Origin of the sequence: Promicromonospora sp. NPDC050880 (assembly GCF_044456525.1) — a bacterium.
Classification (GTDB): domain Bacteria; phylum Actinomycetota; class Actinomycetes; order Actinomycetales; family Cellulomonadaceae; genus Promicromonospora.
The window spans coordinates 326,778-344,925 of record NZ_JBITFV010000002.1 but is presented as its reverse complement, the minus strand read 5'-3'; the positions used below and the strand labels follow the sequence as shown (position 1 = coordinate 344,925).

The window sequence follows — 18,148 nt, the reverse complement described above, 5'->3', positions numbered from 1 at the left end:
GGCTCACTCGGAGACGGTGAAGCCCTGCTCGTTGCCGTAGCTGACGATCGACTCCTGCCAGGCGGCCAGGCCGTCGGTCAGCGGGGTCGAGCCGGTGTACGCCTGGCCGACGGTGTCGGGGAAGACGCTGTTGGCGTAGACCTGGTACGGCAGGTACTGCCAGCCCTCCACCACGCCGGTGGCGGACGCCGAGAGCACCTCGTTGATCTTCTGGCCGCCGAAGTACTCCGACTCCTCGCCGAGGAACGCCTCGTCGTTCAGGTCGGCGAGCGTCGCCGGGAAGTTGCCGCCCTCCAGGCGCGTGGCGACGCCGTCGCCGGCGTTCGCGTACTGCAGGAAGCCGTAGGCCAGGGCCTTCTTGTCGCTGGCCTCGGTGATCGACAGCGCCGAGCCGCCGTTCTCCGCGGTCTCGTTCGCACCCTCGGTCCACTGCGGCATCGGGGCCACACGCCAGTCGCCCGACGCCGGGGCGGCGCCCGACTCCAGGTTCGCCGGCATCCAGGCGCCGGTCACGAGCGCGGCGATCTCACCGCTGCCCAGGCCCTGGAACCACTCGTCGGACCAGGCCGGCACGTTCGCCACCAGGTCGTCGTCCAGGAGCTGCTGCCACATCTCGGCGAACTTGGCGGAGCCCTCGTCGGCGAGGTTCACGGTCACGTCGGTGCCGTCCACCTCGAACGGGTGCCCGCCGGCCTGCCAGATCATCGAGGTCGCGAAGCCGGCGTCACCGTTGTCCGCGGTGATGTACGTGTTCGGGTCGGACTCGTGGATCTTCTTGGCGGCCTCGACGAACTGGTCCCAGGTGGCCGGCACCTCGACGCCGGCCTTCTCGAACGTCTTCGCGTTGTAGAACAGGGCCATCGGGCCGGAGTCCATCGGCAGGCCGTACACGGCGTCGCCGTCGGTCACCGCGCCCCACGGGCCGGGGGAGTAGGTGCCGTCGAGCTCGCTCGCGCCCAGCGGCGCGAGGTCCGCGAGCGAGCCGCCGATCGAGAACTGCGGCAGGGCGTAGTACTCCATCTGCGCGACGTCGGGCACGCCCGAGCCGGCGCTGATCGCGTTCTGCAGCGCGACGTAGTGGTCGTTGCCGGTGCCGACGTTCGCCAGCTCGACGTCCACGTTCGGGTACTCGGCCTCGAAGTCCTCGACGACCTTGTCCAGCGTGGGCTCCCACGCCCAGACCAGCAGGTCGCCGCCCTCCTCGAGGGCCGCCGAGATGTCCTCGGGGGAGACGGTCTCCGCGGCATCTCCGCCGTCGGACCCGGACCCGCACGCGGTCAGGGCGAGCGCCAGGGCGCCCGCCGCGGCGAACGCGCCGACGGCGCGGTGGTGGCGGATGGTCATGGTGGTTCCTCTCACTTCATCGTCAGATCTGGGGAAAGGGGGTGCGGGTCATTCCTTGACGCTGCCGGCGGCCAGTCCCGACTGCCAGTAGCGCTGCAGCAGCAGGAAGGCCACCACGAGCGGCAGGATGGTCAGGAGCGAGCCGGCGATCACGAGGTTGAAGATGGCCTCGCCACCCGCGGTGGTCGCCTGCGCGTTCCAGGCGTTCAGGCCCAGCGTCAGCGGGTACCAGTCGGGGTCGCGCAGCATGATCAGCGGCAGGAAGTAGTTGTTCCACGTGGCCACCACGGTGAACAGCAGCACCGTCACGATGCCGGGGGCCAGCATCGGCAGGCACACCTGGAAGAAGGTGCGGGCCTCGCTCGCGCCGTCGATGCGGGCGGCCTCCATGATCTCGTCGGGCACGGCGTCGGCCGCGAAGGTCCACATGAGGTAGAGGCCGAACGGCGAGATGAGCGACGGGATGATCACCGACCAGGGCGTGTTGGTCAGGCCCAGGTTGGCGAACATGAGGAACGTGGGCACGGCCAAGGCGGTGCCCGGCACGGCCACGGCGCCGATGACGACGGCGAACACTGCCCGCTTGCCGGGAAAGCTGAACTTGGCCAGGCCGTAGCCGCCGAGCAGGGCCAGCAGGGTGGCACCGCCCGCGCCCAGCACCACGTACAGCAGCGTGTTGAGGAACCAGCGGCCGAACACGCCGCCGTCGTAGGTCAGGACGCCCACGATGTTGTCCCACAGGGCGAAGTCGCCGCTGAACCACAGGCCGAACGAGCTGAACAGGTCGGGCTGCGTCTTGGTCGCGTTGATCAGCAGCCAGACGAGCGGGATCAGCGCGTAGATGCCGATCAGGGCGGTCAGGACCGTGAGCAGCACGCTGCGCGTGGGCCGGGCGTGCGAGGTGCGGCGCGTGCGCAGGCGGGGCCGCGAGCGGCGGGGCCGGACGGTGGGCGCGGTCAGCAGGACGTTGGTCATGGCTCAGGCCTCCTTGCGCATGCCGCGCAGCTGCACCACGTAGGCCACGAGCATCGTGAGCACGCCCATGATGATCGCCACCGTGGCCGAGTAGTTGTACTGCTGGCCGGAGAACGACAGCGAGTAGGCGTACAGGTTCGGCGTGTAGTGCGTCGAGATGTAGTTGGGCGACAGCGGCTGCAGGATGCTCGGCTCGTTGAAGAGCTGGAAGGAGCCGATGATCGAGAAGATGGTCGCCACCACCAGGGCGCCGCGGATGGCGGGCAGCTTGATCGCCGAGATCACCCGCCAGGGGCCTGCGCCGTCGATCTCAGCGGCCTCGTACAGCGAGGTGGGCACCACACGCAGTGCCGAGTAGAAGATCAGCATGTTGTAGCCGACGAACTCCCAGGTCACGATGTTGCCGATCGCCGGGAGCACCAGCGCGGAGGCCAGCGGGTCCGGGATGTTCGTGCCGAACAGGTCGTTGAAGTTGCCGACCAGGCCGAACCGCTCGCCGTACATGAAGCCCCACATGAGGGCGGCCACGACGCCGGGCACGGCGTAGGGCAGGAAGATCGTCAGGCGGAAGAAGTCCCGCCCGTACAGCCGGCCGCTGTCGATCGCGAGGGCGACCAGCAGCGAGATGCCGAGCATGACCGGCACCTGGACCAGCAGGAACGCGGTCACCCGGCCCACGCCGGCCCAGAACTGCGGGTCGCTCAGCGCCCGGGCGTAGTTGTCGAGGCCGACGAACGACGTGCCGCCCACGAGCTGCGTCTGGAACAGGCTCAGCCAGAGCGAGTAGGCGATGGGTGCGAGGAAGACCAGGGCGAAGACGGCCATGAACGGGCCGACGAACCCCCATCCGGTCCAGCGGGTGCGGCGTCGCATCCGCCTCGCGGGCTTGGGCACGGCCGGTGGCGATGCGAGCGTGGTCACAGCAGGTCGCTCCTTCACGAGTGGGGTCAGCACGTCGGCGTAGTGTTGACGTCAACATGGTGACGCGGACTAGGGTGCTCGTGAGTTCCCGGAGTGTCAAGCGCGCACCGGGCAGACGCATCACGAGGAGGTGGGTGCCGTGGAGGGCAGGAGCCCGTCCCTGGCCGACGTCGCGGAGCTCGCCGGGGTCTCGACCCAGACCGTCTCCCGCGTGTCGATGGGCCTGGACAACGTGCGGCCCGCGACCCGGGACCGGGTGCTGGCGGCGATGGCGCAGCTCGGCTACGCCCCGAACACCGCGGCCCGGGCGCTGCGGTACGGCAGCTTTCGGACCATCGGCATGATCGCCCACCGGCTCGCCCGCACGGGCGAGTCCCGGACGGTCGAGGCGGTGGTCGAGGCGGCACGGGCCCAGGGTTACACGGTCACGCTGGTCGACGTCGAGAGCCCGTCGTCGCAGGACGTGGCCGCCGCCGTGACCCGGCTGTCGCACCAGGCGATCGACGGCCTGGTGATCGTGCGTGCCGAGACGGCGACGCCCGACACGCTCGCCCTGCCGCCCCGGATGCCCGTGGTGGTGTCCGACTCGCGGTTCGTGGGTCACCATCCCGCCGTCGGCGCCGACCAGGCCGACGGCGCCCGCCGGGCCACCCAGCACCTCCTCGACCTGGGGCACCGCACGGTGCACCACGTCGCGGGACCCGCCGGCTCGGCGCCCGCGCAGGTGCGCGCCGAGGCCTGGCGGGCGACGCTCGGCGCGGCCGGCGCCGTCGTGCCCGAGGCCGTGGCGGGGGACTGGACCGCGGGCTCGGGGTACGAGGCCGGCCGGCGGCTCGCGGCCGACCCGGACGTCACCGCCGTGTTCTGCGCGAACGACGAGATGGCCGCGGGCGTGCTCCGTGCGCTGCACGAGGCCGGCCGCGCCGTGCCGGCCGAGGTCTCCGTGGTCGGGTTCGACGACATCCTGCTGGCCGAGCACCTCTGGCCGCCGCTGACGACGGTCGCGCAGGACTTCGACGAGATCGGTCGGCGGCTCGTGGCGCGGCTGCTGCAGCAGGTGCGCGACGGCCGGCGCACGGGTGCCGACGAGGTGCGCCTGGCGGAGACCACGGCAGCCGAGGTGGCTGACGCCACGGGGCCGGACCTGCACGAGGTGGTGCCGGTGGAGCTCCGCGTCCGGGCGAGCACGGCCCCGCCGCCCCGGTGACGCCCGAGGTCGTGGGGCGAATCGTTACGCACGGCCCCCGCCGGACACATATCTGGTACCGAACATTCACCCTGAAACCCGTAGGATCGGCTCGATGGCGCAACCAGAGGGCAGGGGTGTTACACGCGTGGAGTCACAGTCAGCCGAGGCTCTGCTCGACCCGCCGACCCGTCCGACGTGGCGCAGCTCCCTGGTCGCGGCGGTCATCGGGGTGCTCGTCTTCGCGGTGTGCATCTGGCAGGTGGTCGTGCGCGGCCCGTTCATCGCCTGGGACTGGCAGTTCCACTACTACGTGGACGCGCACCACCCGGTCGGCTGGGAGAAGGTCTTCCTCGACATCGTCGCGAGCGTGACCGGCGAGCGGCTGTTCACCATCCCCATGGTCGGGGGCACGGCCCTCTACGTGGCGTGGAAGCAGGGCGGGCCGGGTTCGCTCTGGAGCATCGCCACGCGTCGGCCGGTGATGGCCGTGCTCGCCGGGCTGGCCACCATCGCGTCGATCGGCTACGGCACCAAGTTCGGCCTCGGCCGCACCGGACCGCACCACAACATGGACGTGCTGCACGCCGGCGGCCAGGCGTTCCCCTCGGGCCACGCGGCGAACACGTTCTTCACGGGCTTCTTCATCCTCTGCCTGCTGTTCTCCCAGAGCGGCCTGCACCCGAGCCTGAGCCGCCTGCGCACGATGATCCCCGTGGTCGGCGTCATCGTGGCCATCGCGGGTGCGCTCATGTCGTGGCTCGACTACCACTGGCTGAGCGACATCCCCGGTGGCTGGCTGCTGGGCTTCATCGCCTGCATGGTGGCCCTGTCGGTGCTGCGGGCGGGCCCGCGCGGCGAACGAGATCGCCTGCCCGCCGGCTAGCGGCCGGTCTCCGCTAGGTTCTGCGCATGACAGAGCGGTCGGGCGGGCACGTGGCCGTGCTGGTGAACCCTGTCTCCGGGCGCGGCGCGGGCGCCGCCTCCGGGCGCGTGGCCGTCGAGCGGCTGCGGGCCCGGGGCGCCGACGTCCGGGTCCACCAGGGGTCCAGCGCGAGCGAGACCGTCGCGCTCGCACGGCGCGCCGTCGACGAGCACCCCGACGTGCTCGTGGTGGTGGGCGGCGACGGCACGGTCGCGTCCGTGCTGGGCCCGGTGCTGGACTCCGGCGTCCCGCTCGCGCTGGTCCCCGCGGGCACCGGCAACGACCTGGCGCGCGAGCACGGCATCCCCCTGGGCGACGCCGCGGCTGCCGCCGACCTCGCGCTGGACGGCGTGCGCCGCCGCGTGGACACCGGGACCGTGACGACCGCAGACGGCACGGCGCACCACTTCGTCACGGTGCTGTGCGCCGGGCTGGACTCCCTGACCAACGCGCGCACCAACCGCATGCGGTGGCCCGCGGGTCCGGCCCGCTACAAGGTCGCGGTCTACCTGGAGTGGCTGCGGCTGCGGAGGTTCGGCTACCGCCTGCACCCGGTGGGGGAGCCGGTGGTGGAGCAGGACGGGTACATGCTCGCCGTCGGGCTGACCCGGTTCTACGGCGGCGGGGTGCCGATCTGCCCGGACGCCGATCCCGCCGACGGCCTGCTGGACCTCACCCTGGTGCAGGCCGTGGGCCGGTTCCGGGTGCTCGCGTTCGACGCGCGCATCAAGGCCGGCCGGCACGTCGGCCGGCCGGACGTCACGACGCTGCGCACCTCCGCCGTCCGCCTGGCGGGCCCGGCGGGCCTGGTCGCGTACGCCGACGGCGAGCTGGTCGGCGCCGTCCCGCTGACGGTCGAGGCGCACCGGGAGGCGCTGACGCTGTGCGTGCCGGGCTGAGGTGCGCCGCACCGGCGGGCTGGTCGGGCTGCCCGAGATCTACCGGTGAGCCAACCGTGATGTGACCGGGGTCACCTGCGCGCCGTGTCACGTCCCGCGCCCAGGAGGTGTCTGGATGGTGTCCGCAGCCCCCGTCCGAGAACGGAGCCCGTCATGACCGGCACACCGGCCCGCAGCATCAGCACCCGGATCAGCACCGTGCTGCCCAGGACCCTGACCAACCGCGCCATGGCCGCGTACTCGCGGTGGCGGTACGGCGAGGTGCTGGACCCGCTGGTCGCCGTGGGGCACCACGGGAAGGTGACCCGCACCTACGCGCTGACCGAGCTCGGCGTGTCCGGCTGGAAGGCCCTGGACCCGGGCCTGAAGTCGCTCGCGATCATGGCCGCCTCGGTGTCCGTCGGCTGCACGTGGTGCGTGGACTTCGGGTACTGGGAGGCGCAGCATGGGCACGTGGACCCGGTGAAGCTGCACGACGTGCCGGTCTGGCGCACCAGCGACCGGTTTACCGGCCTGGAGCGGGACGTCCTCGCGTTCGCCGAGGCGGAGACGGCGACGCCCCCGGCGGTGGACGACGCGCTCGCCGCACGGCTGACCGACGCCCTGGGGGCGGAGGCCTTCACCGAGCTGGTCGCGATCGTCGCCGTGGAGAACCTGCGCAGCCGGATCAACTCCGCCATGGGGCTGAGCGCGCAGGGCTTCGGCGACCGGTGCGAGGTGCCGCTCGGCGGGCCGCTCGCCGAGGTGGGGGAGGCGTAGTGGCGGGCGGCGCCGACCCGCGCCCGGCACCGGACGCGCTGACGGAACCGTTCGCCGAGAACCGTCGGCTGCTGTTCACGGTGGCCTACGAGATGCTCGGCGCGGCCGCCGACGCCGAGGACGTGGTCCAGGAGGCGTGGCTGCGCTGGTCGGCGGCGGACCGCTCCGACGTCCTGGAGCCGCGGGCCTACCTGGTCCGGATCACCACCCGGCTCGCGCTGAACCGGCTGCGGGCGCTGCAGCGGGCCCGCGAGACCTACGTGGGGCCCTGGCTGCCCGACCCGCTCCTGACCACGCCTGACGCCGCCCATCCCGTCGAGCGCGCCGAGGAGGTGTCGCTGGCGCTGCTGGTGGTGCTGGAGACGCTCTCGCCGCTGGAGCGCGCCGTGTTCGTGCTGCGCGAGGTGTTCGAGCTGCCCTACCAGGAGGTCGCGCACGCGCTCGACCGGGACGTCGTCGCCGTGCGGCAGGTGGCGCACCGGGCGCGTGAGCACGTGCGGTCGCGGCGTCCCCGCTACACGCCCGCGGGTCCGCAGCACACCGAGGTCACGCAGCGGTTCCTGGCGGCGTGCCTCACGGGTGACGTCGCGGGCGTGCTGGCGGCGCTCGCACCCGAGGTGGAGCTCGTGACCGACGGCGGCGGCGTGGTCCGCGCGGCGCGCCGGGTCATCCGGGGCGCCGACAAGGTGTCCCGGGCGCTGGTGGCGTTCGCGCAGGACGAGACGGTGGGCCGGATGGAGTGGGTGCCCGCCGAGATCAACGGGTCGCTCGGCATGCTCGCGCTGCTGGACGGCGCGCCCGCCATGGCCGCCGTGACCGAGCTCGACGGCGACCGGCTCGCGCGCGTGCTGGTGTTCCGCAACACCGACCGGCTGGCCGGGCTGCGCCGGATCGCGCCCTGAGGTCGCCCTGAGACGTCAGACGGTCGCGAGATCGCCCGCGACGAGCCGGAGCTCGCGGCGCGCGTGCTGCGGCACCACCTCGTCCGGCACCGTCAGGCCGACCGCCCAGGCGGCCTCGCCGTGCCGGCGGGGGACCAGGTGCGCGGCGCACGTGATGCCGTCGCGGAACTCGCCGTGCTCCTCGACCACGGCGTCGGCCCGCAGGCGGGCGAGCTGTCCGTCGAGGGCCGTGATGTCGGTGGCCGTCCGGGCGGTGAACTTGCGCAGGCCGGCGTCGACCACCAGCTCGTGACGGTCGCGCCGGGACATGCCGAGCAGCAGGGCCTTGCCGAGGGCGGTGGCGTGGGCCGAGACGTCGAGCCCGCGCTCCAGGTCCTCCAGGTAGGGAGAGCCCGGGGCCTCGGCGTAGTCGACCACGACCACCCGGCCGGCGCTGATCCGGCCCAGGTAGGCGCTGTAGCCGGTGCTCTGGGCGAGGTGGCGCAGCACCTCGCGGGTGTCGGGGCCGCGGCCGAGCGAGCCGAGCTGCTCGTAGAACCGGTTGCTGATCTGCTCGCCCACGTCGTACGTGCCGTCCTTGAGGCGGGCCACGTAGCCCGCGTAGGCGAGCGTGCGCACCAGGTGGTACGTGGTGGAGAGGTTGAGGCCGCTGCGGCGGGCGATGGCCTTGACCGGCAGGCCCGGGGACCGCGTCACGACCTCGAGGACCCGGAGGGCGCGCGCGACGCTCTGCACCAGGTCGTCCGGGCGTTCCCGCTCGGCGTACAGAGTCACGTGCCCCCCTTGCTCGTCGGGTGGTGCCCTCGATCAGGTCGACCGAGGTGCTGGCCGGATGGGTCTCGACAGGGTGGTTCGAGGGTGCGACAGTGTATGCCCTCGCAGACATCGTAGCCACGGCCAGGGCCGTGGTCACGGCGCGCGACGGCGACACGGGTGGATTCACCCTGGGCGATCACAGGTGACTGCACAGAGCGGTGGATCCATGAAAATACCTGAACTAGGTCATATCGGGCAAGCGCTCGGGCTCGACGCCGTGGCGGGCGTGGTGCCCCTGCGGTCGCTGGTCGACGCCTCGGCCATGCCGGACCCGCGCGTGTTCTACGACGAGCTCGAGCGCGAGTGGGGCGAGGTGGCCCCGGTCGAGCTGGAACCGGGCGTGCCCGCGTGGCTCGTCATGGGTCAGCGGCTCGTCTACGACGTCATGCGCAACGAGCACGCCTTCGCGACCGACCCGCGCACGTGGAACGGGCACGCGCGCGGCGGCCTGCCCCCGGGGTCCGGGCTGCACCCCGTGCTCACCTCGCACCAGCGGTTCGCCGCCAACCACAGCGACGGGGCGCTGCGCCGGCGGCTGCGCGTGCCGCTGGACGACGCGTTCGAGCAGGTCTCCGAGAGCATCACGGCCGCCAAGGCCCGCTCCTTCTGCAGCCTGCTCATCGACCGCTTCGAGGAGCGCGGCCGCGCCGACCTCATGCTCGAGTACGCGTCGGTGATCCCGTTCCTGGTGGTCGCCGACATGATCGGGTTCGACCCGGAGGACGGGCAGCGTCTGTTCGACCTGACCCGGCGCGTCGCGGGCGGCGGCGCCGACGCGGCGGACGCCGTGGCCGAGGTGGACCGGATGACGGGCGCGCTCGTGGCGGCCCGGCGTGCGAGCCCGCGGCGGGACCTCGCGAGCACGCTGGTCGCGCACCCGAACCTGCACGACGACGTCGAGGTGGTGCACTCGCTGCTGGTCGTCGCCTGGTCCGGCAACCTGACGCTGACGGCATGGGTAGGGCAGACGCTGCTGCTCGCGCTCACCGACGCGCGGTTCTCCGGTCGCCTGCACGGGGGCCGCATCGACCTGGACAACGCCATGGACGAGGTGCTGTGGCGTTCCACCCCGACGATCCACACCCTGCCGCGGTTCGCTCGCCGGGACATCGTGCTGGGCGGCACGCACGTCGCCGCCGGGGACCCGCTCGTGCTCGCGATCCACGCCGCGAACACCGACCCGCGCATGGACACGGGCGACCCGTGGGACCACGTCGGCAGCCGCGCCCACGTCTCCTTCGGCACCGGGCCGCACGCGTGCCCCGCGCCCCGGACGGCGCGCCTGGTGGCGCGCATCGCGGTGGAGACCGTCCTGCGACGCCTCGACCTCACGCTCCGGGTCCCGCCCGCCGACGTCGCCTGGGACCGCGTCCTGTGGCTCAGGCAGCCGGTGAGCCTGCCGGTCACGTTCCCGCGGCCGGTGGTGTCCGCCTGACGGGACGGCGTGCGGGCGGGGCGCGGTAGGTTGCGGACGTGAGCGAGGAGGGTCACATGCGCATCGGCATACCGGACGACGGCGGGCTGCTCGTGCCCGCCACCCCGACGACGGCCGCCCGGCTGGTGGGCCTCGGCTACGAGGTCGCGGTCGCGGCGGGAGCGGGTGCGGGGGCGGGCTATCCCGACGCGGCGTACGCGGCGGCAGGTGCCGTCGTCGTGCCGGGACCCGAGGCGTGGGCCGCCGACGTCGTGGTCGTGACCCGGGCGCCCGCGTCGCTCGCCGGTCCGGGACTCTCGGCCCTGCGGCCCGGCGCCGTCCTGATCGCGCAGATCGCGCCCGCCACGCGACCCGGGCTGCTGCGCGAGCTCGCCGACCGCGGCGTCACCGCCCTCGCCCTGGACGCCGTGCCCCGCATCTCCCGGGCGCAGTCGCTGGACGTGCTGAGCGCGCTGTCCAACGTGGCGGGGTACCGCGCGGTGGTCGAGGCCGCCGCCGAGTACGGCGGCATGTTCTCCGGCCAGGTCACCGCGGCGGGCACCACGCCACCCGCCACCGTCTTCGTCATCGGCGCGGGCGTGGCCGGGCTCGCGGCCGTCGGCGCCGCCGGCAGCCTCGGCGCCCGGGTGCGCGCGTTCGACGTGCGGCCCGAGGCCGCCGAGCAGATCGAGTCCCTGGGCGCCACCGTGGTGCGGGCCGACGCCGCCGCCCAGCAGGTCAGCGCCGACGGCTACGCCTCCGCGCTCACCGCCGACCAGGAGGCGGCGGCGCTGCGTGCGTACGCCGTCGAGACGGCGGCCGCCGACGTGGTCGTGACGACGGCGCTCGTGCGGGGAACCGCCCCGACCACCGTCACCGCCCAGATGGTCGCGGCGATGCGGCCCGGCAGCGTGATCGTCGACCTGGCCGCGCCCGGCGGTGGCAACTGCGAGCTCACGGTGCCCGGCGAGCGCGTCGTCAGCGACAACGGCGTGGTCGTGCTCGGCTACACGGACCTGCCCGACCGCATGCCGCGGCACACCTCCGAGCTGCTCGGCACCGCCGTGGCCAACCTGGTCCAGCTCGGCACACCGGGCCGGGACGGCCGCCTGGTGCTCGACCTCGACGACGTCGTGGTGCGCGGCATGACGGTGGCCCGCGACGGCGAGGTGCTGTGGCCGCCCCCGCCGGTCGCGGTGTCGGTACAGGAGGTTCCGGCACAGGAGGTCCCGGCGGAGCGCGGTGCCGGCGGGGCCGGAGCCGCCGCTGCCGGGCCGGGCACCACGGGACGCCGTCCGGTCGCCCGCACCGCCCTGGTCGCGCTCGCCGCCGTGCTCGGGGCGCTCGCCGTGGCGGCCTCGCCGGCCGAGCAGGCCACCCACTTCACCGTGCTGGCGCTGGCCGTGGTGGTCGGCTTCTACGTGATCTCGCACGTCACCCACGCCCTGCACACGCCGCTGATGTCCCAGACCAACGCGATCTCCGGGATCATCCTGGTCGGCAGCATGCTCCAGATCGGCTCGTCGGACCCGGTGGTGACGGTGCTCGCGGTGCTCGCCTCGGCGGTGGCGAGCATCAACGTCTTCGGGGGATTCCTGGTCACCCACCGCATGCTCGGCATGTTCCACCGCACCCCGGAGGAGCCATGAGCACCGAGTCCGTGGTCCAGGCGCTGTACCTCGTCGCGGCCGTGCTGTTCGTGCTGTCGCTGGCCGGGCTGTCGCGGCAGGAGACGGCGCGGCGCGGCGTGCTGCTCGGGATGGCCGGCATGGGGCTGGCGCTCGCGGCGACGGTGGCTCTCTCGCTGGTGCGGTCCGAGCGGCCCGTCGGTGTGACGGCGGGGCTGATCCTGCTGGTGCTCCTCGTCGGGGCGGCGGTGGGCACGTGGCGGGCCCGTACCGTCGAGATGACCCAGATGCCCGAGCTGATCGCGCTGCTGCACTCGTTCGTCGGCGCGGCCGCGGTGCTCGTCGGGTTCGGTTCCTACCTCTCCGAGCCCGCGACGGCAGGGGCCGGCGCGACGGTGCACCTCGTCGAGGTCTTCCTGGGCGTGCTCATCGGCGCCGTGACCTTCACCGGCTCCGTGGTGGCGTTCGGCAAGCTGTCGGGCCGCCTGCGCTCCTCGCCCCTGCTGCTGCCCGGCCGCAACGGGCTGAACCTCGCGGCGCTCGTCGCGTCCGGCGGGCTGCTCTGGTGGTTCCTGACGGCGCCGGAGCCGGGGCTGCTGCCGCTGCTGCTCATGACGCTCGTCGCGCTCGCGCTGGGCTGGCACCTGGTGGCGGCGATCGGCGGCGGCGACATGCCCGTCGTCGTCTCGATGCTGAACTCCTACTCGGGGTGGGCGGCCGCCGCGGCGGGGTTCATGCTGGGCAACGACCTGCTGATCATCACCGGCGCGCTCGTGGGTTCGTCCGGTGCGATCCTCAGCTACCTCATGTGCCGCGCGATGAACCGGTCGTTCGTGAGCGTGATCCTGGGCGGGTTCGGCGCCGAGGCCGGTGCCGCCGCTCCGGGCGGCCCGGTCGAGCCGGGCTCCTACCGCGAGACGACCGCGCTGGAGGTGGCCGCCCTGCTCACCGCCGCCCGCTCGGTGATCGTGGTGCCCGGGTACGGCATGGCGGTGGCCAAGGCGCAGTACCCGGTGGCCGACCTGGTGGCCCGGCTCACGGCCCGCGGCACCACCGTGCGGTTCGGCATCCACCCGGTGGCCGGGCGGCTGCCGGGGCACATGAACGTGCTCCTCGCCGAGGCCAAGGTGCCCTACGACCAGGTGTTCGGCATGGACGAGATCAACGCCGACCTCCCCGCCACCGACGTGGTGCTCGTGATCGGCGCCAACGACACGGTGAACCCGGCCGCGCAGGACGACCCGGCGTCCCCCATCGCGGGCATGCCGGTGCTCCAGGTGTGGCAGGCTGGCGAGGTGGTCGTCTTCAAGCGGTCCATGGCCACGGGCTACGCGGGGGTGCAGAACCCGTTGTTCTTCCGTGAGAACACGGCCATGCTGTTCGGGGACGCGAAGGAGCAGGTGGAGCTGATCGTGCAGGCGCTCTGACGGGGCGCGGGACGGTCTGCGGGGCGCGTCAGGGGGCGGCGTGCTTTGCCTTCGCGTGGTCATGTGTGGGTGAATTGACGGTGCCGTGCTGACAGTGTGCGGTAACGACTTGGTATAAAGGGGCCGCACCGGGAACGCCGGGGCAGTCCCTCAGTGCGGAGGCCGAGTGTTGACACGCTCTCTCGCGACCGGTGCGGTCGCGATCGTCGGGTTCCTGGTGCTCGTCGCGACCACGGAGCTCTTCTGGTTCGGGCCCCCGGCCGGCGCGCACAACGCCGGTGAGCTCTTCGCGTCGTTCGGCGGCGCGGTCCTGACGTTCCTGACCTGGTCCGTGGTCGGCTGGGGCGTCGCGCGGACGGCGCGCGCCCTGCGGCTGGCCCGCTACTCGGTGCCGATCGGCATGGCCGTGCCCGTCGCCGCGATCGTCGCCTTCGCCGTGACGATCCACCTGGACGCCTGGTCGACCGGGTTCGGCGTGCTGTCGTTCGCGGCGGCGTCGGCCGGGGTGCTGGGCACGCGGCGCCGACGGCGCCGGAGCGCGTCCGCCCCGGACCCGCTCCGGGAACCGAAGGGCCACCCACCGGTCCGCATGGCGGCCTGACGGCCCACGGGCCCCCGCCGCTCAGCCGCCGGGCGCCGCCCGGCCGAGCGGGACTCGGCCGGCCATCACCAGAAGCGGACCGGCAGGCCGTGCCGGGCGTAGACCGTCTCGACCGCCGCACGCACCTGCGCGGGCTCGCCCAGGCGGTCCATGTCCAGGCCGAGCACCACGAGTGTCGCCACGCCGTCGTGCTCGGACCACCAGGAGTCCAGCCCGCCGCGCATCTGGCGCAGCCGCCCACGCGTCAGCCCCTGGGTCACCCCGCGCATGAGCACGCTGGTCGCCGGCGTGCCGAGCGGGGCCGCGAACCCCGCGGGCAGCCGGCCGAGGTTCGAGGCCAGGCACAGCGGCGCGGTGGCGTCGCGCGCGGCACGCCGGGCGACGGCGTCCGGCACCATCTGCATGAGCGGCTTCAGCGGACCGAGCGTGTCCACCCGCGTCCCGGTCGTCAGGGCCCGGAACTCCGCGGCGGCGCTCGACCGGATCTGACCCATGTCCGCCACGACCCCCGCCCGCTCGGGCGCGGGAGTCACCGTCGTGTCGACGGCGATGGAGACGCCCGAGGTGGCGTTCGAGCGCAGGTCGTCCTTGCCGCGCAGGCTCACGGGGATCGACACGCGCACCGGCATGCCGGCCGTCGCCGCGCCCGCCGCGAGCAGGATCTCCGTGCACACCGCGATGAGCAGCGAGTTCGCCGTCCCGCCGGCGGCGTGGGCCGTGCGGTGCCAGGTCGCGGCGTCGGTGTCCACCACGACGACGGGCGGGTGGGCCGGCTGGGCGTCGTCCGACCGCGGTCCGGGGCGCGGCCGGTCCGAGGACTGCTGGGCCAGGACCGGCGGCACGGGCCCCTGCCGGGCGGCCTGCCGCAGGCCGGCGGCGGCGGCGCGCGCCTGGCCGGTCGCGTCGCGCAGGTCCGCCACGAGTCCCGTCCGGATCCGCTCGCCGTCCCGGGGCAGGCGCCGCGTGCCGGACGCCGTGAACGACCCGCCGTCCGCCCGGAACCCGGCCGCGGCGACGGCGGCCTGGAGCGCGCCGACGTGCATCCCGCCGTCGGCCACCACGTGCGACGTGACGAAGCTGAGCACGCTGCCGCCGCTCACCGTCGGAGCCGCCGCGAGGGCCCAGGTGGGGCCGGTCTCGGGGTCGAGGTTGGCCTGGGCCTGCCGGTCCGCCCAGGTGAGCACGGCGTCGTCGCGCACGGGGGTGGCCTCGATCGTCGGGTCCAGCGACACGGCGGACGCCGACCACCGGGCGCGCGCCCCGGGCAGCCGGCCGGGCCGGACCACGCGCTGGAGCGGGCCGTCGGCCAGCCCGCGGTGCAGGGCCTGCACGGCGCGCGGCTCCAGCGGCACCGGCAGGCGCCACACGGTCTGGTTCACGACGGCGACGCCGAGCACCCGACGGGTGCGCAGGAAGAGGTCGTCGTCGTAGGTGAGGCGGTTGGTCACCGCCGGGTCGGTGATGGTCGCTGGGCTGGTCACGGGGCCTCCGGTGCGGGGCGGGCGAGGAACGGTCGGGCGGGCGCGGGTGCGGTGGCGGGTGAGAGCGACACGAGGTCGTGGCGGGTGGGTAGGGTGCGCGCGTGCGTCATGTCATGGCCCTGGTGGGCAGTCGAGGAGATGTCCAGCCGGCGCTCGCGGTCGCGCTGGAGCTGCGTCGGCGCGGGCACGAGGTGGTGACCGGTGTCGCGCCCAACCTCCTGCCGCTCGCGCAGCGGCTGGGGCTCGACCCGGTGCCGCTGGGCATCGACTCGGCGGCGCTGCTGGGCTCCGACCTGGTGCGCCGCGACATGCGCTCCGCCCGTCCGGTGCGCCGGGTGCGCGCCCTGCGCGCGGTGGCGGCGGCCGGCTGGGACGAGCTGCGGACCGGCCTGACGGCCCTGCTCGACGATGCCGGCGGCGCCGACACGGTCGTGACCGGCCTGCTGGGGCAGGAGGTGGCCGCCGCGGTGGCCGAACGGCGCGGGCTGCGCACCGCCGCGCTGCACTACTGCCCGGTGCGGGCCAACGGCGTGGTGTCGCCCGTCAGCGGCGTGCGCGGGCCGCGGGCCACGCGGACGGCCTGGGCGCTGGGGGAACGAGTGCGGTGGAGCCTGACCCGCCGCGCGGAGAACGCGCAGCGCGCCGCCCTCGGCCTGCCGGGCACCCGCGTGCACCTGCCCACCCGGCTCCGGGAGGCCGGCGGCGTCGAGATCCAGGCGTACGACCCGGCACTGGTGCCCGGGCTGGCCGCCGAGTGGGGGCCGCGCCGCCCGTTCACGGGCTTCCTGGCCCTCGACCACGCCGCCCGCGCCCGCCTCGGGGAGTCCGGCTCCGGGCCCGACGCCGGCCTCGACGCCTGGCTCGACGCCGGGGACCCGCCCGTCTACGTCGGCTTCGGCTCCATGCCCGTGGCCGACCCGCCCGCGCTGGTGGCCGCCGTCGAGGCAGCGTGCGCGGAGCTCGGGGTGCGGGCGCTGGTCAGCGCCGGGTGGAACGACTTCTCGGGGGCGCACGGTACGGACGGGCGACGGGTCCGCCTGGTCGGTGCCGTGGACCACGCCGCCGTGCTGCCCCGCTGCCGGGCCGCCGTGCACCACGGCGGGGCGGGCACCACCGGGGCGGTGCTGCGGGCGGGGCTGCCCGCCGTGGTCGGCTGGTACTCGGCCGACCAGCCCCTGTGGGGCGACCTGCTGCGCGGGGCGGGCGTCGGGGTCGCGCGTCGTGCGAGCACGCTGACCAGGCCGGGCGTCCTGACCGGTGCGCTGGCCGAGGTGCTCGACGACGCCACCGCCGCCCGCGCCGCCGCCCTCGGGGCGCAGCTCGTGCCCGCCGCCCGGGCCGTCGCGGCGGCCGCGGACGCGATCGACGGCGGCACGCGGGACTGACCGCCGCCCGGCCGCGCTCACCACGGCACCGCGGGCAGCCGCCAGGCACCGGCCTCCGTGAGCACGAGGTCGCGCAGCGCGGCGTCGTCGGTCACGCGGTCCGGGTCGAGGGCCGCGACGCTGAGCGTCGTCGTCGGGCCCACCGTGGTGCAGAAGGCGACCAGCCCGCCGCCGGCCGCGCGCAGCTCGGCGGCCGTGGCGCCCTGGTAGTGCGAGAGCGTCGCGACCGCGCGCACCGGACCACCCGGCGCCTGGGTGTAGCCGGCGGGCGGCTTGCCCAGGTTGGAGGCCAGCGCCGCCGCGACGGGCGGCTGCGGCAGGCGGTTGACGACCGTGTCGGGCAGCATCTGCACCAGCTCCAGCGGCACCGGGGCCGCCCCGGGCTCCGCCTGCCCGACGGCGGCGTACGCCTCCTTGGCCGCGGCCCGCACCCAGCCGAGGTCGCGCGCGGCGAGCACCTCGGCCGGCAAGGTGACCCGGGCGATCTTGGTGGAGTTGGCCCGCGGGTCGTCGGGCTCGCGGGTGGCCACCGGCAGCGCCACCGGGACAGGCTCGCCCGGGAAACGCCCGGTGGCGTGCACCAGCCGCGCGAGGAACGCGACGAACCACGTGTTGGGCGTGCCGCCGCGCTCGGCGGCCGCCTCGGCCACCCGGTCGGAGGGGAGCTCGACGTGGAGCACCGGCACGCGCCAGGCGGGGTCCGGCACGGGGCTGCCCGAGGGCTCCGGCGCGGGCTGACCGGCGGGCGCGGCCGCGGCGGCCGGCTCCGCTGCGGCCCCCGTGTCGGCGCCGGCCCCCGTGTCGGCGCCGGCCGCCGTGCCCGCGTCCGCCTCCGCGGCCCGGCGCGCACGGGCCGCCTGCCGGGCCCGCGCCTGGGCCCAGCGGGCGACGGCCGCGGCCTGCCCGGCGGCGTCGGCGGCGTCGGCGAGCAGCGCGCGCCCCCCGCGCTCGGGCGCGGGGACGACGATCGGGTCGGCGCGGGTCGAGGCGCGCACCAGGGCGTCGATCAGGGCGGCCCCGTCCGCGACCGCGTGCGCGCAGGTCAGGGAGACGATCCCGCCGACCACGGCACCGTCGTCGTCCCCGGCCGCCACGACGTCCGCGGCGGCCAGCCGCCACGACCGGCCGCGGGCGGGGTCCAGGGGCACGTCGGCCTGGGCCTGGGCCCACGAGCCGATGCCGTCGTCGGGCACGGCGGCGGTCTGGAGGTCGAGCACGGGCAGGGTGCCCGCGGGCGCCCACCGGTGCCGGGCGCCGGGCACCCGGGCGCGGACCACGCGGCGGTGCAGCGCCCCGGCGGCGATGCCCTCGGCCAGGTCACGCAGGCGATCGGCGTCGTAGGGGCCGTCCAGGCGCCACAGCACCTGGTTCACCGCGGGGCTCGCGGCGCCGTCGTGCCGGCGCAGGAACATGTCGTCGGCGAACTGCAGGCGCAGCGCGGATGGCGGGTGGGTCACGCTCGGCTCCGTCCGGGCTCGGGCACGG

General features: G+C 74.7%; 16 protein-coding genes. 10 read left to right on the top strand and 6 right to left on the bottom strand.

All coding sequences use genetic code 11. The features are described 5' to 3' along the window. Window positions 1–3: 3 nt before the first annotated feature. The 3 genes from ACIBBF_RS05450 to ACIBBF_RS05440 are packed head-to-tail and all read right to left on the bottom strand — an operon-like array spanning window position 4 to window position 3,192. Entirely contained in the window at window positions 4–1,344 is a 1,341-nt protein-coding gene (locus tag ACIBBF_RS05450) for an ABC transporter substrate-binding protein (RefSeq protein ID WP_397411296.1), read from the bottom strand. 48 nt (window positions 1,345–1,392) lie between these two features. Beyond that, on the bottom strand, window positions 1,393–2,319 hold the full coding sequence (locus ACIBBF_RS05445) for a carbohydrate ABC transporter permease (RefSeq protein ID WP_397411294.1): 927 nt from the start codon (window positions 2,317–2,319) through the stop codon (window positions 1,393–1,395). A gap of 3 nt (window positions 2,320–2,322) precedes the next feature. Next, window positions 2,323–3,192 carry a carbohydrate ABC transporter permease gene (locus tag ACIBBF_RS05440; RefSeq protein WP_397411762.1) on the bottom strand — a complete coding sequence of 290 codons (870 nt, stop codon included), beginning with the start codon at window positions 3,190–3,192 and terminating at the stop codon, window positions 2,323–2,325. 178 nt (window positions 3,193–3,370) lie between these two features. Here ACIBBF_RS05440 and ACIBBF_RS05435 point away from each other — a divergent pair, with 178 nt between their 5' ends. The 5 genes from ACIBBF_RS05435 to sigJ all read left to right on the top strand — a co-directional run bounded on the left by ACIBBF_RS05435 (window position 3,371) and on the right by sigJ (window position 7,911). Next, on the top strand, window positions 3,371–4,447 hold the full coding sequence (locus tag ACIBBF_RS05435; RefSeq protein WP_397411292.1) for a LacI family DNA-binding transcriptional regulator: 1,077 nt from the start codon (window positions 3,371–3,373) through the stop codon (window positions 4,445–4,447). Between the two features lie 127 nt (window positions 4,448–4,574). Continuing rightward, window positions 4,575–5,312, top strand: a complete 738-nt coding sequence (locus ACIBBF_RS05430) for a phosphatase PAP2 family protein (RefSeq protein WP_397411290.1) — start codon at window positions 4,575–4,577, stop codon at window positions 5,310–5,312. A gap of 26 nt (window positions 5,313–5,338) precedes the next feature. Next, the gene (locus ACIBBF_RS05425; protein WP_397411288.1) at window positions 5,339–6,250 is read left to right on the top strand and encodes a diacylglycerol kinase family protein; all 912 of its coding nucleotides are present in this window, start codon (window positions 5,339–5,341) and stop codon (window positions 6,248–6,250) included. A 153-nt stretch (window positions 6,251–6,403) separates the two neighbouring features. Then, window positions 6,404–7,009: a carboxymuconolactone decarboxylase family protein gene (locus tag ACIBBF_RS05420; RefSeq protein ID WP_397411286.1), complete on the top strand. Its 606-nt coding sequence runs from the start codon at window positions 6,404–6,406 to the stop codon at window positions 7,007–7,009. After that, window positions 7,009–7,911, top strand: coding sequence for an RNA polymerase sigma factor SigJ (gene sigJ / locus ACIBBF_RS05415; RefSeq protein WP_397411283.1), 903 nt, complete (start codon window positions 7,009–7,011; stop codon window positions 7,909–7,911). The genes ACIBBF_RS05420 and sigJ overlap by 1 nt, the downstream gene beginning before the upstream one ends. 15 nt (window positions 7,912–7,926) lie before the next feature. On the opposite strand, the gene ACIBBF_RS05410 is transcribed toward sigJ, so the two are convergent. Beyond that, window positions 7,927–8,685, bottom strand: a complete 759-nt coding sequence (locus ACIBBF_RS05410; protein ID WP_397411281.1) for an IclR family transcriptional regulator — start codon at window positions 8,683–8,685, stop codon at window positions 7,927–7,929. Window positions 8,686–8,869: 184 nt separating this feature from the next. On the opposite strand from ACIBBF_RS05410, the gene ACIBBF_RS05405 reads away from it, so the two are divergent. The 4 genes from ACIBBF_RS05405 (at window position 8,870) to ACIBBF_RS05390 (ending at window position 13,797) form a co-directional block, all read left to right on the top strand. Beyond that, window positions 8,870–10,162, top strand: a complete 1,293-nt coding sequence (locus ACIBBF_RS05405) for a cytochrome P450 (RefSeq protein WP_397411279.1) — start codon at window positions 8,870–8,872, stop codon at window positions 10,160–10,162. A gap of 56 nt (window positions 10,163–10,218) precedes the next feature. Further along, window positions 10,219–11,790 carry a Re/Si-specific NAD(P)(+) transhydrogenase subunit alpha gene (locus tag ACIBBF_RS05400; RefSeq protein ID WP_397411760.1) on the top strand — a complete coding sequence of 524 codons (1,572 nt, stop codon included), beginning with the start codon at window positions 10,219–10,221 and terminating at the stop codon, window positions 11,788–11,790. Then, the gene (gene pntB, locus ACIBBF_RS05395) at window positions 11,787–13,196 is read left to right on the top strand and encodes a Re/Si-specific NAD(P)(+) transhydrogenase subunit beta (protein ID WP_397411277.1); all 1,410 of its coding nucleotides are present in this window, start codon (window positions 11,787–11,789) and stop codon (window positions 13,194–13,196) included. Before ACIBBF_RS05400 ends, pntB begins: the two co-directional genes overlap by 4 nt. Window positions 13,197–13,362: 166 nt before the next feature. Further along, window positions 13,363–13,797 (top strand): hypothetical protein, encoded by a 435-nt coding sequence (locus ACIBBF_RS05390; protein ID WP_397411275.1) that lies wholly within the window; start codon window positions 13,363–13,365, stop codon window positions 13,795–13,797. A gap of 65 nt (window positions 13,798–13,862) precedes the next feature. Here ACIBBF_RS05390 and ACIBBF_RS05385 read toward each other — a convergent pair whose 3' ends face one another. Then, window positions 13,863–15,278: a hypothetical protein gene (locus ACIBBF_RS05385; protein ID WP_397411273.1), complete on the bottom strand. Its 1,416-nt coding sequence runs from the start codon at window positions 15,276–15,278 to the stop codon at window positions 13,863–13,865. A 101-nt stretch (window positions 15,279–15,379) separates the two neighbouring features. On the opposite strand from ACIBBF_RS05385, the gene ACIBBF_RS05380 reads away from it, so the two are divergent. Further along, entirely contained in the window at window positions 15,380–16,663 is a 1,284-nt protein-coding gene (locus ACIBBF_RS05380; protein ID WP_397411271.1) for a glycosyltransferase, read from the top strand. A 17-nt stretch (window positions 16,664–16,680) separates the two neighbouring features. On the opposite strand, the gene ACIBBF_RS05375 is transcribed toward ACIBBF_RS05380, so the two are convergent. After that, window positions 16,681–18,120 carry a hypothetical protein gene (locus tag ACIBBF_RS05375; protein WP_397411269.1) on the bottom strand — a complete coding sequence of 480 codons (1,440 nt, stop codon included), beginning with the start codon at window positions 18,118–18,120 and terminating at the stop codon, window positions 16,681–16,683. Between the last annotated feature and the right edge of the window lie 28 nt (window positions 18,121–18,148).